The 14529-nt window shown below is 41.7% G+C and carries 11 protein-coding genes; 2 read left to right on the plus strand and 9 right to left on the minus strand.

Annotation, left to right across the window (positions count from 1 at the left end):
- Positions 1-1944: biosynthetic arginine decarboxylase (gene speA / locus AACS98_RS18455; protein ID WP_066382516.1), on the minus strand; the 1944-nt coding region annotated here is incomplete at its 3' end.
- Between the two features lie 258 nt (positions 1945-2202).
- Between speA and ndk the strand changes: the two genes are divergently transcribed.
- Entirely contained in the window at positions 2203-2652 is a 450-nt protein-coding gene (gene ndk / locus AACS98_RS18460) for a nucleoside-diphosphate kinase (RefSeq protein ID WP_066382518.1), read from the plus strand.
- A gap of 143 nt (positions 2653-2795) precedes the next feature.
- Here ndk and AACS98_RS18465 read toward each other — a convergent pair whose 3' ends face one another.
- From AACS98_RS18465 to AACS98_RS18485, 5 genes are all read right to left on the minus strand, one after another.
- Positions 2796-3518 (minus strand): TerC family protein, encoded by a 723-nt coding sequence (locus AACS98_RS18465; protein ID WP_066382520.1) that lies wholly within the window; start codon positions 3516-3518, stop codon positions 2796-2798.
- Between the two features lie 191 nt (positions 3519-3709).
- The gene (locus tag AACS98_RS18470) at positions 3710-4606 is read right to left on the minus strand and encodes a bile acid:sodium symporter family protein (protein ID WP_066382522.1); all 897 of its coding nucleotides are present in this window, start codon (positions 4604-4606) and stop codon (positions 3710-3712) included.
- Positions 4607-4705: 99 nt separating this feature from the next.
- The gene (locus AACS98_RS18475) at positions 4706-6493 is read right to left on the minus strand and encodes a sensor domain-containing diguanylate cyclase (protein WP_066382524.1); all 1788 of its coding nucleotides are present in this window, start codon (positions 6491-6493) and stop codon (positions 4706-4708) included.
- 9 nt (positions 6494-6502) lie between these two features.
- Positions 6503-7483 carry an ABC transporter substrate-binding protein gene (locus tag AACS98_RS18480; protein ID WP_066382526.1) on the minus strand — a complete coding sequence of 327 codons (981 nt, stop codon included), beginning with the start codon at positions 7481-7483 and terminating at the stop codon, positions 6503-6505.
- A gap of 371 nt (positions 7484-7854) precedes the next feature.
- A complete protein-coding gene (locus AACS98_RS18485; RefSeq protein WP_066382533.1) occupies positions 7855-9249 on the minus strand; it encodes an amidase in 1395 nt (464 codons plus the stop codon).
- 353 nt (positions 9250-9602) lie between these two features.
- Between AACS98_RS18485 and AACS98_RS18490 the strand changes: the two genes are divergently transcribed.
- Positions 9603-11084 (plus strand): hypothetical protein, encoded by a 1482-nt coding sequence (locus AACS98_RS18490; protein WP_066382534.1) that lies wholly within the window; start codon positions 9603-9605, stop codon positions 11082-11084.
- 223 nt (positions 11085-11307) lie between these two features.
- On the opposite strand, the gene AACS98_RS18495 is transcribed toward AACS98_RS18490, so the two are convergent.
- From AACS98_RS18495 to AACS98_RS18505, 3 genes are all read right to left on the minus strand, one after another.
- A complete protein-coding gene (locus AACS98_RS18495; protein ID WP_066382535.1) occupies positions 11308-12546 on the minus strand; it encodes a DUF445 domain-containing protein in 1239 nt (412 codons plus the stop codon).
- Positions 12547-12760: 214 nt separating this feature from the next.
- Positions 12761-13447: a bifunctional demethylmenaquinone methyltransferase/2-methoxy-6-polyprenyl-1,4-benzoquinol methylase UbiE gene (ubiE, locus tag AACS98_RS18500; protein WP_066382540.1), complete on the minus strand. Its 687-nt coding sequence runs from the start codon at positions 13445-13447 to the stop codon at positions 12761-12763.
- Positions 13448-13514: 67 nt separating this feature from the next.
- Positions 13515-14468, minus strand: a complete 954-nt coding sequence (locus AACS98_RS18505; RefSeq protein WP_066382546.1) for a response regulator — start codon at positions 14466-14468, stop codon at positions 13515-13517.
- Positions 14469-14529 lie beyond the last annotated feature (61 nt).

A 14529-nucleotide genomic window follows, 5' to 3' on the forward strand; every position in this document is an offset into this window, starting at 1 on the left:
TAGAGTAATACGCCTTTCTTCTAAGGCTTTCTCACAGCGTTGGCGGATGTTTTCCACCATATCCTCAGAATCGTACTGCACGTAGCTGACTACTTCGCTCATGGTGTCGCCTTTGACTACGTGTTCAATTTGGTAGCCTTTGGGGGTTAACTGGATGTGAACGGCGTTGGTGTCGCCAAATAGGTTATGTAAATTGCCCATGATTTCCTGGTAAGCACCATTGAGGAACATTCCCAGGTAGTAGGGTTCTCCTGCTTGGAAGGGGTGCAATTCTAAAACAGATTTGACATCCCGCAGGTCAATAAAGCGGTCGATTTTGCCATCGCTGTCACAGGTTAAGTCTGCTAAAATTCCGCGTTGTGTCGGTTCTTGGTCTAGGCGATGGATGGGCATAATCGGGAACAGCTGATCAATCGCCCAACAATCTGGTGCTGATTGAAACACTGATAAATTGACGTAGTAGATGGAAGCCATGATTTTCTCTAGGTCTTCCAGTTCGTCAGGTACGTAATCTTGATGACGTATGATGTTAAGAATTTTCTGACAACAAGCCCAGTACAGCCGTTCGGCTTTGGCTCGTTCTCTCAGACGCAAAATTCCCAAATTAAAGCGGCTGATGGCTTCTTCTTTGAATTGGGTTGCGTCGTGGTAAAACTCTTGATAGTTTTCTGGGTTGATGGATTGGTAGGTTTCCCACAGGTACTTAATAACTGGGGATTCGCCTTCTTGTGGCGGTTCGGGGGTATCGAGGGGGACATCACTGGTACTGAGAACATCAAAAATCAGCACCGATTGATGGGAAGCGATCGCCCGACCACTTTCACTAATCAGGGTAGGTACGGGTATTTGCCGTTCTGCACAGGTATCTTTTAACTCGGCTACAATATCGTTAGCATAGTTCTGCATATTGTAGTTTTTCGAGGCGTAGAAGTTGGTTTGAGAACCGTCATAATCTACACCCAAGCCCCCGCCTACATCCAGGTATTTCATGTCTGCACCTTGGGCTGCTAATTCCACATAAATGCGGCTTGCCTCTTGAATGGCATCTTTAATCACATTAATGGCGGAAATTTGCGAACCAATATGGAAGTGCAACAACTGTAAAGAACTGAGTAAATCAGCGTCGCGCAATTTGTCAACTGCTTGGATGATTTCGGGAATTGTCAAGCCAAACTTGGCGCGATCGCCTGTAGATGTTCCCCAGCGTCCCATACCTTGGGTGCTTAATTTAGCGCGGACACCCAAAATCGGTCTAATTCCCAATTGATGACTAGCAGCAATCACCAAATCGACTTCTTCTACCTGTTCTAAGACGATAATTGGTGTTTGTCCGAGTTTTTGGGCTAACATTGCTGTTTCGATGTATTCCTGGTCTTTGTAGCCGTTGCAAACGAGCAATGCGCCTGGGGTGTCCAATAAAGCTAAGGCAATCATTAATTCTGGTTTAGAACCGGCTTCTAAACCAAACTGATGGGGCTTGCCAAACTTCACCAAATCTTCAATCAAATGCCGTTGCTGATTGCACTTGACAGGAAACACACCACGATATACACCAGGATAATTATAACGGGCGATCGCTTTGGCAAAACAAGCATTTAACCGTTCAATCCGGTCTTCGAGAATATCCGAAAACCGAATCAGTAGCGGTAGCCCCAAATTACGCTGTTTCAAAGCATTGACTAACTCAAACAAATCCAGAGAACCGCCGCGATCGCCTTTGGGAGAAACAGTCACATGACCAGCCGCATTGATCGAAAAGTAAGGTTGCCCCCAACCTTCAATCCGGTATAAAGCTTCGCTATCCTCAATTTTCCAAGTGCGAGAGACATCTCCTGTACTTGGTGCTAGCAGCCTTTTCGGTTTGTGACCTTTTCCTTCTAACTTATTGCTGTTAGACGGTACTTTTACCACCTCTTCTGATGTAGCAGTTGACTCAACACCCATGTCTGACCTCTGTGTTTCACCCACGAATAAACAATTTAACGCATTAATTGGGCAACGTATCGTAAAACTTCGCTGAATCTATAGACAAATATATGCACTCAGAGATAACTTCTGAGATAAACTCTGATTGGTCAGTAGTTAATACTCATTGGTCATGAGTCATTAGCAAAAACTCTGAGGCTGGGGACTATAGACTTTTGACTATCAACTGTTGACTCTTGACTACATAAAAATTTGATTAACTTTAGGGAGATAGCTTTGGAACGCACATTCTTAGCAATTAAGCCTGATGGCGTACAACGTGGACTGGTAGGCGAAATTATCCGTCGCTTTGAAACAAAAGGTTTTACCCTTGTTGGTTTGAAGTTCTTGCAAGTCAGCCGGGAATTGGCTGAAAAGCATTACGATGTACACCGCGAAAGACCTTTCTTCCCCAGTTTAGTCGAATTTATCACTTCTGGCCCAGTGGTAGCGATGGTCTGGGAAGGCGATGGTGTTGTTGCTTCTGCTAGAAAAATCATTGGTGCGACAAATCCCTTAACCGCAGAACCAGGAACAATTCGGGGAGATTTTGGCATTAATATCGGTCGCAACCTGATCCACGGTTCTGATGCTTTAGAAACTGCTCAACGGGAAATTTCCCTGTGGTTTAAAGATGAAGAATTAGTTAGCTGGCAACCTCATTTAACACCTTGGTTGCACGAGTAATCTAGTTGGGAGTAGGGAGTGGGGGGAGATGTAGCTTTAGCTTCCCGCAGGGTGGGGGATGAGGGGGATTTTTCCCCAAACATTCTTAATTCTTAATTCTTAATTTTGAATTTTGAATTTTGAATTGTTTTGTCCCCAATCCCTCACTTTGGTACTTCTGTTTTTTCCGCTTCTACTTGGGGTGCTTCTGTGAGATGGCGTTTGGAAAATCCCCAAGTTAAAATTAGGGCGATCGCCGTAATCATTAACCATTCTGGTGGCACGAAATCATCGTTTATTACCTTCAATAACAGGCGCAACCCCACCAAGGCGACGGTGATATATCCCGCATCTTCTAAGTTTTCAAATTCATCTAACCAACGGATAAATAAGCCAGCCATAAAGCGCAGGGTGATAATCCCTATGGTTGTCCCCGTTAATACTAGCCATCTTTCTTGAGATACTGCGATCGCAGTTGTCACACTATCCAAAGAAAAGGCTAAGTCTGTTAAAGCAATTACTGGTATTGCTTGTAGCAAAGAATTAAACCGTGGCCCGTGGTGATGCTCGTCTGCGCTTTCGTCCGAGGTAAAGTGTTGGAATACTAACCAGAGTAGGTATGCAGCACCCAAAAGTTCAAATTGCCAGAATTTTTGTACCTCAGTTGCAGTCAGCAGCAGGGTAATTCGCAGTACATAGGCAACGACTAAACCAATATTGAGTGCCTGACGTTCCAGTTTTTTATTGTCTAGTCCTTGGGCTATGGCGGCAAGGGCGATCGCATTGTCAGCAGATAGCACTGCTTCTAAAAATACTAATATCAGCAGGACTATCGCAGCTTCAATGCTGAGATGAAAGTGCAGGTAGTCAAAAATTTGGTCTAGCATTCCAGGTTTCTCAAGCAGGGAAAATTTAAAATTAACAAGGATAGGCGATTGAATTGAAAAATTGCAATGAATTGCTACTTCATCCAGCTTAACGTGCTAAAGGTATATTCTCACTAGGCGATCGCATGATGCCAAAAATAGCATCACTGCGATCGCCTAGCTGGTAGTTTGCTTTTGGAGAATTTGCTCCCTTAGACTTTACCTAGAAAATTCCGATTAATGGAATTAGTTGCAGCTAATTTTCTGCCATAGCTAATGATGACAAAGCCAGTGAGATTCATAAATAAGCCATAAATAGCACCAGGAACCGCCATATCCGCATTATTCAGCAACCCGGCAGTGATGGCGATCGCTAGCGTGCCATTTTGAAATCCAACTTCAATAGCAATACATATTTGTTGGCGAATATTCAGTTTAAACAGTTTACTCAAAAAGTATCCTGCCAGGATTGAGAGCAAATTCAACATCACCACCCCAATACCGACTTGCAAGATAAATTCTGGGAGGCGATGCCATTCTCGGAGCAAGATTAACAAGATAATGATGGCAAGTAAGGCGATCGCTAGGCGATTAGTTACTTTTTCTAAACGTAAAGCCGTATCTGTAAACCTGTGGCGTATGTACATCCCTAAGCCAATCGGCACCATTGTAATCAGGAATATCTGCAACATTGTCGCACCTATCGGCAGTGCGATCGCTGCACTTTGTCCTAAAAAATGTTGCAGTGCCAGATTCGCAAAAATGGGAATGGTAAATATGGTAATGATACTACTCAACACTGTGAGAGTTACTGATAACGCCACATCCCCACCGGCTAGATATGTCACCACGTTTGATGATACGCCCCCAGGACATAATGCCACGATAATTAATCCCACGGCGATTATTGGCTGCATGGGGACTGTTTTAGCAATTAACAAGCCAATGATTGGTAAAAGTATTAACTGGCTTACCAAGCCGACTGAGACGGCTTTCGGATACTTAGTTACACGTTGAAAATCCTCTGGCTGCAAAGATAAACCCATTCCCAGCATGATAATAGCCAAGGAAAGGGGCAGAATCACATTAGTTAACAAATTTGCTTGCATAAAGCTGGATTAAACCATATATCCCGAATAATCAGAAGTTTACCGGAGTGTGTCATCCAGCGTATGTAGAGTCATGGGACTTGGGTGAGCGATCGCTCCTCACCTGTTAATTGAATTCTCATCTGATGAGTAACAATAGCGATCGCGCCCCTGTTGTTTGGCATGGTACAATGCTTGGTCTGCTGAACTAATGAGTGTATCTGGCTTTATGTCCAAAGAAGGTATGAGTGAGCAAATTCCCATACTAACGGTAACGATATCCTTGACATCAGATTTTGCATGGGGAAGGGCTAGATCGTGAATTGCTTGCTGAATATTTTGTGCGACTTTAATTGCTGCTGTTAAGTCAGTATTAGGAAGGAGTATGGAAAATTCCTCTCCACCGTAACGCGCTACGAGATCAGCAGGACGATAAACTTTTTGTTGCACTGTTTGAGCTACTCTGACTAGACAATCATCGCCTCCAAGATGACCATAATAGTCGTTATAATTTTTAAATTTATCAACATCAAATAAAATCAGTGCTAGGGGTTGTTGTTCTCGTGCAAGGCGGGTCCATTCTGCTTGCAGTCGTTCATCGAAGCAGCGACGGTTAGCCACTTGAGTCAAACCATCGAGATTTACCAGTTGTTCTAGTTTCTGATTTGCAATTACTAACTCTGCTGTTCTCTGTTGTACCCTTTGTTCCAAAGTTTCCAAAGATATTTGTAATTCAAGTGCCATGTCGTTAAACGATCTTGCAAGTTGACCTATTTCATCTTTTGAACCAACTTTGGCGCGGATATCTAAATTACCTGCGGTAAACTGGGACACTATATTTGTAAGGTAAATTATTGGCTTTGTTAGCAGTTGCCCAATAGCAAAAGCGATAATTGTCACTACTGAAGCGATAATTGCCAAGAGAAACATTGCATCATGAATTTGCTTTTCTACAGGTGCTAGGGCAACACTAAGGGGTTGTGCAAATAACACAGACCAAGGTTTATATTTTAACCGAGCGATCGCAATCAGATTTACCTGATTACCTGTTGATGACAAAGATGTAATTAAATATGATTGTTTATCATCCAATGCTTGCTTAAGTTTAAACTCGTTAGTTGCCAATTCTTTAACAGGAGAATTAGGCAAGCGATCTTCTTTTTGCAGTTGATTTACAACAGCCAAAGGCAGAGGCACAATTGATTTAAAAAGTAGTTCGGGTGCTGTACTATGGGCTAAATAAATATTATTTTTATCCAAAAGAATAGCAAAGGATTTAGTCCCAACCTTTTCAGTTTCTCTAGTTACTAATTGCTGCACAACAGTAGCATTATAGGAAACTCGCAATATACCCAATATATCGCCCTTGGCATTGCGAACTGGACTACTAAAAAAGAGAGTAACCAGATCAGGAATTGTTGACGATAGCTTCATGCTAGAAACAAAAGATAAGCCTGTTTGCAGTGGTTGTTGAAAATAATCTGCGGCTGATTCGTCTTTGCCAATATTCGATTTCTCTGTATCCAATACATTTTTCCCGTTTAAATCGAGCAAGGAGTATGAGAGAATGTTGAGCATATCTTTGCGACTAAGACGGCTTAATGTTTGTGTTGCAAATTGCATTTCGGGGCTATCATTTCGCTGTTGTGGAGTGAGGCTAAGGTAACGTGCCAAACCTGGTAAAATTGCCTCTACGCGCACAGCATTGAGATTGGCATCAATAAAAGCATCTATTTTGTTAGTTGTTTCCTTAGCCGCCGCAGATAAAGCCTGTTTTGCATTTTTAGTAAGTGCGTTTTCTGTTGTCTGTTTGTTAATAGATGCCAATAACAGCAACGGAATTAAAGCAACAATTAGAAATGAGGCGATCAACTTGCTACGAATTCCACCCAAAAAAGTCTGCTGCATAACTTTATACTAGGAGGGAGGGTTCAAGAAAGAAGAATTGAACAAACTTTCTAACTCAGGAAGGCGCGTTATGTTTCCAGCGCGAATAAAAAAGTCTGCATATATCTTGGCCGTTTTGTAGACGGAGTTAGGGTTACTAGATTGAAAGAATTTTTGATTTTCTGCTAAATTAGTGAGGTTTATACCCTCCAGAGAGATTGTATTGCTAGGAATTTTTAACACTTTGCTGATGATAGCGTTTCCTTCCTGAATATTTGCTTTCCAGTAGTTTACTGCTTGCAGCCATGCCCGCACAAATGCACGAACATCTTCGGGGCGAGCGCGGGTTATCTCTTTGCGAAAGCCAATCACATCTAAAATCAAGCCAGGGGTTTGTTTGCTGGTAAATAAAATACGTCCCCCTGATTTCACAGCTTCAGAAAGATGCGGTTGCCAAGTGTGTCCGGCTTGAATAACATTATTTTTGAGACTTTGAGGAATTTCTGAAGCCTCTAATTTAACCAAGTTCACATCGTCGCTGGTTAAGTTAGCTTTTTTCAACATCTCAGTCACGAAAACTTCGCTAAAACCGCCTAGATTTGCACCCAGCTTTTTACCTTTCAAGTCAGCAATGGTTTTAACTTCTGATTGGGCGACTACTACATCTGCTCCTGTTGATTCATTTACAACCATCACGGCTTGTATCTCTGGATCTGTGGCACTCAACATGATAAAACTTCCCAAAGAAGCTATACCCCCATCATACTTACCCGCACTGGCATTTGCTTGTATCAATTGTATATCCTGTTTATGAATTAGTTCCACATCTACGCCTTGGGCTTTGAAGAATCCTTTTTCTTGAGCAATGATGGCTGGATACTCCCCAACAAAATATCCAGCTAGTATTTTCAAGGGAGGGTGTTTGAGTTTCGTTGGTGTCGAAGCATGACAAGCGAATAGCAAACAGGTAGTAATGAAACAGATACTAAGATATTTGAGTATTTTTAACATAGACTGCGTAAAATTCATCCAGGTCAGCCATCTACCCTTAATGTGGAAAGATGCACAAGTTAACGGGACTTAAACAAAAATCAAGACCAAATCAAGCCAAAACTGGGATATTCGTGGCAAATACGTCACGATTAACACTCAACTACTCAAAAAATATAAACAAGCTTTAACTAGCTTATAGTTCACAAGTATGGGTAGTAATCCAACTTTTTTAATCAAAACTTGTAAAATTAAGTAATATTAGTATTTTTAGTATATTACAATACTATATATTGCACTCAATCATCATCAGGTGGGCAATGCCGACAAGCTAAAAATAAGCTTTTAAGCAAATTATGAGGATTGCCCACCTATGGGGATTGGTGTTTAAATCAGGACAAGGCTGGACGGCGATAAATCCAAGGGTTAGCGGCTTCTAGCTGGGCGGCGAGGCTGATGATGGTGGCTTCTGCGGCGGGTTTACCAATTAGCTGTACACTCATGGGTAAACCGTTGCTATCAAAACCTACAGGTAAAGCGATCGCTGGTTGTCCGGTAGCGTTGGCTGGTGGACAAGGAGCAACCCAATTAATAATTTGTTGGAATGTATCTTCAGGACTTAAATTAGCCCATTCCCCGACTCGAATCGGTGAGTGTAAATATACGGGTAATACTAACACATCCACAGTATCAAAAAATGCTAAGATTTGCCGAGCAACTATCTGCATTTTATACACTGCTTGGACGTATTCACCCACGCTACCCACCCGCGCCAATAGCCAACGGTTCACAGGCTGTAATACCTCTGGTGGGATACCAGAACCAGCTATTCCAGATTGCCAGACAATTTGAAATGGTTCGACTAACGCACTAAAATCAAGACTTGTTTCTGTAACTTGATGACCATTCGCTTCTAGTAACTTCACTGTATGCAAAACAGCTTGCTGACAGTTAGCATCTGCTTGACCCAAGGGGGGTATATCGGTAGCAAAGGCAACTCGCAAACTATTTGGTGGGGTTTGTGCAGCTGTTAAAAATGACGGTTCTGGATTGGGTAGCCAGTAGGGATCACCTGTGATGTAGCCAGAGATACTGTCTAACATAGCAGCCGCATCAGCAACAGTACGGGCAATCGGGCCATTGGCAGCAATTCCGGCGAGGCGATCGCCTACTGGTGCGTCACTGACTCTGCCTCGTGATGGCTTAATGCCCACCAATCCACAACAAGCCGCAGGCCCCCGAATTGAACCACCACCGTCCGAACCTTGGGCGATCGCACATAATCCGGCGGCGACTGCCGCAGCTGCACCACCACTAGAACCACCTGGGGTGTATTCTAAATTCCAAGGATTTCTGGCTGGGGGAAATCCCGTTGGTTCTGTGTAAGGAAATGAACCTAGTTCGGAGGTGGCTGTTTTACCGAGAATAATAAATCCAGCTTGTTTGATGCGTGTGACAACTCCATCATCACAGTCTGGGATGTTGTTCAATAACGCCGGACTCCCATAGGTACAAGTTATACCCGCTACAGCGTTGAGGTCTTTAACCGAAATTGGTACACCAAAAAATGGTGGTAGTTCAGTCGCCGTTGTGAGTAATTCTGTTTTGGCTGTAGCATCTGCAAGTGCTAAATCTGCTGCAACTGTAAAATAACTGCCTAACTGCGGATTTAAACGCTCAATCCGGTTTAAATATATTTCCACCAATTCTAACGGTGAGATTTCCCGGCGACGAATTAATTGCGCCAACTCTAAGGCAGGGGTAAAAGCTAAATCAGTTTCATTCATAAGGTTTGGGGATTGAAGACAAGGTAATTTCCCGATATCTGTTACCCATGTCCCATTTTCTGAAAAATAGGACTTGTTACTTTAGCAAAGTGTCCGGGAACTATAAATCTGTTGTTTGCTTGATTTATGACTTCCTGGCTGTGATTTTTTGGACTTTCACGGGTAAGTTATCTATAACACAGGCGTTTTCCGGTTTTCTCAAGTCATTTGTGAATATTAATAACAGGTTTGCTTTCTCAATCTGTCTTTCTCTCAACCTAGCCTGGAAAATCTCTCTTATCTAGTTTCTAGCCTCAGCCCCTGTATTTTCCAGTTAATTACATAAACTTTCGCTAAATCCTCACGAGATATTTATGTCTGACTTAGAAAAATTGATTAATCAACTGCCAACAATTGTTTATAATCTCAAACTGACTATTGGCACTTCTCAAGAAATTATGCAACAGGTTATCCTGATCAATAATGCTCAGGAACAACTACGACAAATTCAACAAGCGATTACTCAAAATTTTAGTCTTGTAGCTAGTAAAAGTGTTGCTATCAAGACGCTACCTGCACAGCATCAAATGACAGGGTTGATGATACCCAGTATTTTAGCAGTCAATCCTGCTATTACTGGCAACCCTAACTTAATTGCCGAAAAGTTTGGCAATCCCGCCACAGAAATCTCTTTATTTCATCTAAAATCAAAAATAAATTCTTGGTTGGAATGGGGTGATTTGTTACAGGCGATCGCCGCAGATATTTTAGGTGATGCTGATTTAGTGCAACAAATTAATTTCAACATTCAACATCCCAGTTTATTAATTCAAATTCAAGAGACAGTAAATCATATATCCAGCAATAAACCCTTGTTAAAGCAACAGGTTAATCATCTTAATGAAGAATTATCCCAAGTAAAAAAGCGACTTGATTATGTTGTTGACACTATTAAAAATAGTCACAACTTTTTAACCATAATGCTAGCATTATCATCATTCTGTGGTCAATCAGGCTTTGCCATAGAATGGTTAGATGATGCTCATGAATTAATTATTTCTAGTAAACATCAATTTAGTGAATTGACAGATATTCTCAATGATTGTGAAAAATTGCAACAGAAAATTGCTGAACTTGCGGCGCAAATAAAAGAGAGTCAGAAGACAAAGCAGCAGCCTAAAAACCAGCAATCAAGAGTTATCAATTATCGCACAAAAAGCAGAAAGGATAATTTTGCAGCAGCGATGGTTAATAAAATTCTGGTGATGGCTTGTAGTTTGGCTGTCTTAGGCGTTGGTGGTTGGCTCATCCAAGATAAATTTATCCACAATCAAGCATTGAGTCTCAATCTCAATCAAGAAAGTATCGCTGTCAGCAACTTTAAATCTGCTTTAAAACTGGGGATGGAAGCTTCTTCTCTAGTTCAAAAACCCCCTCATCCTCTCACAGTTTGGCAACAAGCAGCATCTAAATGGCAACAGGCAACTACACTCTTAGAAAGTGTTCCTGAAGGCACATCTGTATTTGCACAAGCCCAAGAAAGACTAATTATTTATCGTCTCAATTATCGTACCATCGAAAAAAGAGCCGCCAAGGAAAAGCAAGCTGTAGCCAACTTAGAAAAAGCAAAAAAGTTAGCCACTGAAGCTAATTTCTTTATGGAAACTTCGTCTAATTCTTTATTAGCGTGGCAACAATCAAGAGATAAATTGCAGAAATCAATTAACCTATTAGAAGCGATTCCTAGCAGTAGTTTTGTTTATAAACAGGCTCAAGAAATACTGCCAGATTATAGAACAAATTACACAGCTATTAATTCCATCATGAAAAATAGATTTCATTCTGTTAAGAGATGATTTAGCAAGTAAACCTTAAATTGTAGGGTGCGTTAAAGCAGCGCGTCATGCACCGTATTTATTTATTGGTGCGTTACGGCTAATTCCTACTCTCTCAAACAATAAACTCCTAACTTGCACCATTCTCAATGAGAATAGGCGATGCACACCCAACAACCTAAAATTAAGGTGTTGAGCAACTTGCAAGCCATGCCCACCCTACAAAAATTTGCTGTGTAACTACTTACCACTGTTGAGTAAAAAATAAGAAACCTGTTTGGAATAAACCGACAATAAAACCTAATATTCCCCCCAAGGTGACAATTGCCTGTAATTCATTTTTCACAATTCCCTCAATTGCCGCTTCTAAATCAGCCGGCGATGTTGATTTTACACGGTCAACAATTACTTGATCAATAGATAAAATCGGAATTACCTGGGCTACAATAGCTTCTAAATCCTTTTCTAAATATCGCTCTAAAATCAGTGCTAATTCTTTACTGACAACTTCTAAAGAGTTTATCAGTGCCGGGGAATTTCTCAGGCGATTTAGGAGTAGTTTAGCGATATTATCCCAATTAACAGACTCAGTTAAGTTGTGTAGTAAATCGCCGCCACTGGTTTGAATATACTGGCGGACGGTTTCGCGTGTAGTTTTTCGCAGTTGACGAACTGTACCAACTGGTAAATTTTGCAGTGATAAGTTTTGCAAAATTTTCTTGAGGCGATCGCGCAACTGCAAATCTTTAATTAATTCCTGTAACCGGGCATTAGTTAATTCTTTTTCATCTAAGCAAAAAGTTCTCAGCCTGGTGAGTGTGTTCCGCAAACCAAACAGATTTGCTACTACCCAATAAGTACCACTGGTTTTTTCGCGAAAGGTTTCGTCAACAATTTGAATTGTGTTATCCGTTAAAAAGTCTACAATTGTTTGACGTAAAGTATCTGGCGGTAAAACTACTTCTAAAAACCAATCAGCCAAGCGTGTGGCTTGTTCTTCACTCAGTTGTAAATCTAGTAATATCTGGTCAAAAATCTGATTAATTTGTGCTTCTAAAAAGTCTTCTTGTCTTGCCAAAACTTTCAAAAGTCGCGGTAAGGATTCCCCTAACAAATCACGCAGAATCCCGGCGACAATTTTGGTGCTTTTTTGGTTTTTATCTGTTTTAATTTGGTCAATGGCTAGCCGTAACAACCAGAGAATTGCTGACTGTACCCGTTCGGTTTGTAATAACCTGCGCGCCAGTTTTTGCAGTTCATCTGGTGTCAATAGTGACCCCATGATTGTACTAGAAATATTCTTCGCCAAACGTTCCTGGTTGCGAGGAATCAAGCCAGGGGTGAATGGCAATCTCCGCCCAGCAATATAAATTGCTCGGTAGGGACGAAATAACATTTTGATGGCTATATCATTGGTGAAATAGCCAATAATTCCACCCAGTATAGGGGGAGATACATACAATAAAAGATGAGACCAATCCACAGTTTTTTTTGGATTAATAATGGGGATTGGGGATTGGGGATTGGGGACAAATTAATTCAAAATTCACGCATACCCTGCGGGAACGCCAAAGGCGTACAAAATTCAAAATTAAAGAATTTTTGGGAAATGGGGACTGGGGTAAAATTTTTCCCTTGTCTCCCTTGTCTCCCTTGTCTCCTTTGTCTATTGCCAATGCCCAATGCCCAATTACCGATTACCGACTAACTACCAATACTCCCATCATACCGTTTGCAATGGGGTAGTGTGTGGCAGAGACGAAACCGACTTGATGGGCTAATTCTACTTGTTCTTGTCCTTGAGGAAAGCGATCTAAACTGGGAGTGATGTAGGCGTACTCTTCCTTCATCCCCATGCGCTCGGCCATAGGCACAACTATATTATCTAAATACCACTGCTGAAAAGCGCGAAATTGCTGGTTTTTGGGGCGATGAAAGTCTAAAATTGCGGCTTTAGCACCTGGCTTGAGGACTCGGTGTATTTCTTCGAGGCTACGGCGAATATCTGTAACATTTCTTAAACCGTAACCCATTGTCACCGCCTCAAATTGATTGTTATCAAAAGGTAAATTTAGTACATCTGCTTCTACCCAAGAGATGTCAAATTGAGGGTAATGGGTTTGAGAACGTTCTTGAGCCATTGCTAGCAGCCGGGGTGAAAAGTCCACCCCGTAGACTTTGCCGGTTTTGACACGTCTGGCTAAACTGAAGGCTAAATCACCACTACCACAACATAAATCTAGGCAGGTATCTCCTGGTTTAGCCGCACTCCATTTAATCGCCATTTCTTTCCATATCCGGTGTTGTCCTAAACTTAACCAATCGTTGAATTGGTCGTAAACAGGGGCAATACGGTCAAAAATGGCACGAATATCGTTAGTCATTAGTCATTAGTCACTGGTCGTTAGCTATTTAATTATTAACTGTGGACTGTTGACTATGGACGGTTGACTATTTTATTTGATAAGGGTGACTACTGGCTAGGGCGATCGCTACCAATTGCGCTGATAAATGAATCAGGTTTAATTCATCTTCGCGTAAGCAGATTGGTTCTTGCCATTGCAGGGACAACACCCCTAAAATATCATCCCGATAGGTGACAGGAATAACTACATGAGCTTGGATACCACTTGCTTGGTAATGAGCCACATCAGCCAATTGAGCGTCTTTCGGGACATTTAAAGAAACTTGAATTTGATTGGTGGCTATTGCTGCTTGCGTCAGTGGATCTTGCTCTAACCAATTCTCTACAGTACCTTGTTCACTGTAACTACCTTGAGTTGCAGTCAGTGCGTTACCTGCAACTAGCTGCAAAATACAGGTATCAGCTGCAAAACTTTGATTAAATGCTGTGGCAATTGGTGTCAGGGTTGCTTCTAAACTTTGGGATGCTTGAGTTACCTGTACCAAAACAGTCAACAGTGACATTTGAGCATTGGCGCGGCGTAATTCCTCAGTTCTTTGCTTAAGTAAATCATAAGTTTCTGCGGCGCGTTGCACAACTGCCTTAAGTTCAGCAGGATCCCAAGGCTTTGTAATATATTTATAAACTTGCCCGGCGTTAATGGCTTCTACCAAGTCTTCGATGTCAGTAAATCCTGTGAGAATTATCCTCACCGTATCGGGAAACTGGGGTACAGTCTTACTGAGAAATTCCGTACCTTTCATTTCTGGCATCCGTTGATCAGAGATAATGACTGCTACTTCCCCTTCCACAGCCAAGACTTCCAAGGCATTCATGCCACTATCAGCTTTGAGGACTTGAAAATCCCGGCGAAACGTGCGATAAAGCAAGTCAAGATTATCTGGCTCATCGTCAACTACCAAGATTTTGAGTTTTTTTTGTCTTTCTAAAGTTGATATTTGACGGCGAGTTGTCTGGATGTCGGAAATGGTATGAGCCATAAGAGATTGCCTGTAACAATTATTTATATATTTCTTACCAGCTTAGTAGATTATTACTGTC

The organism is Anabaena sp. CA = ATCC 33047, assembly GCF_963870205.1.
In the GTDB taxonomy this organism is placed as follows: domain Bacteria; phylum Cyanobacteriota; class Cyanobacteriia; order Cyanobacteriales; family Nostocaceae; genus Trichormus.

What these genes read in the sequence shown, in the direction of transcription:
- ubiE (WP_066382540.1), bottom strand. Translation starts at nt 13,447, where the DNA reads ATGACTAACGATATTCGTGCCATTTTTGACCGTATTGCCCCTGTTTAC.
- AACS98_RS18480 (WP_066382526.1), bottom strand. Translation starts at nt 7,483, where the DNA reads ATGTTAAAAATACTCAAATATCTTAGTATCTGTTTCATTACTACCTGT.
- AACS98_RS18505 (WP_066382546.1), bottom strand. Translation starts at nt 14,468, where the DNA reads ATGGCTCATACCATTTCCGACATCCAGACAACTCGCCGTCAAATATCA.
- AACS98_RS18490 (WP_066382534.1), top strand. Translation starts at nt 9,603, where the DNA reads ATGTCTGACTTAGAAAAATTGATTAATCAACTGCCAACAATTGTTTAT.
- AACS98_RS18475 (WP_066382524.1), bottom strand. Translation starts at nt 6,493, where the DNA reads ATGCAGCAGACTTTTTTGGGTGGAATTCGTAGCAAGTTGATCGCCTCA.
- AACS98_RS18465 (WP_066382520.1), bottom strand. Translation starts at nt 3,518, where the DNA reads ATGCTAGACCAAATTTTTGACTACCTGCACTTTCATCTCAGCATTGAA.
- AACS98_RS18470 (WP_066382522.1), bottom strand. Translation starts at nt 4,606, where the DNA reads ATGCAAGCAAATTTGTTAACTAATGTGATTCTGCCCCTTTCCTTGGCT.
- AACS98_RS18485 (WP_066382533.1), bottom strand. Translation starts at nt 9,249, where the DNA reads ATGAATGAAACTGATTTAGCTTTTACCCCTGCCTTAGAGTTGGCGCAA.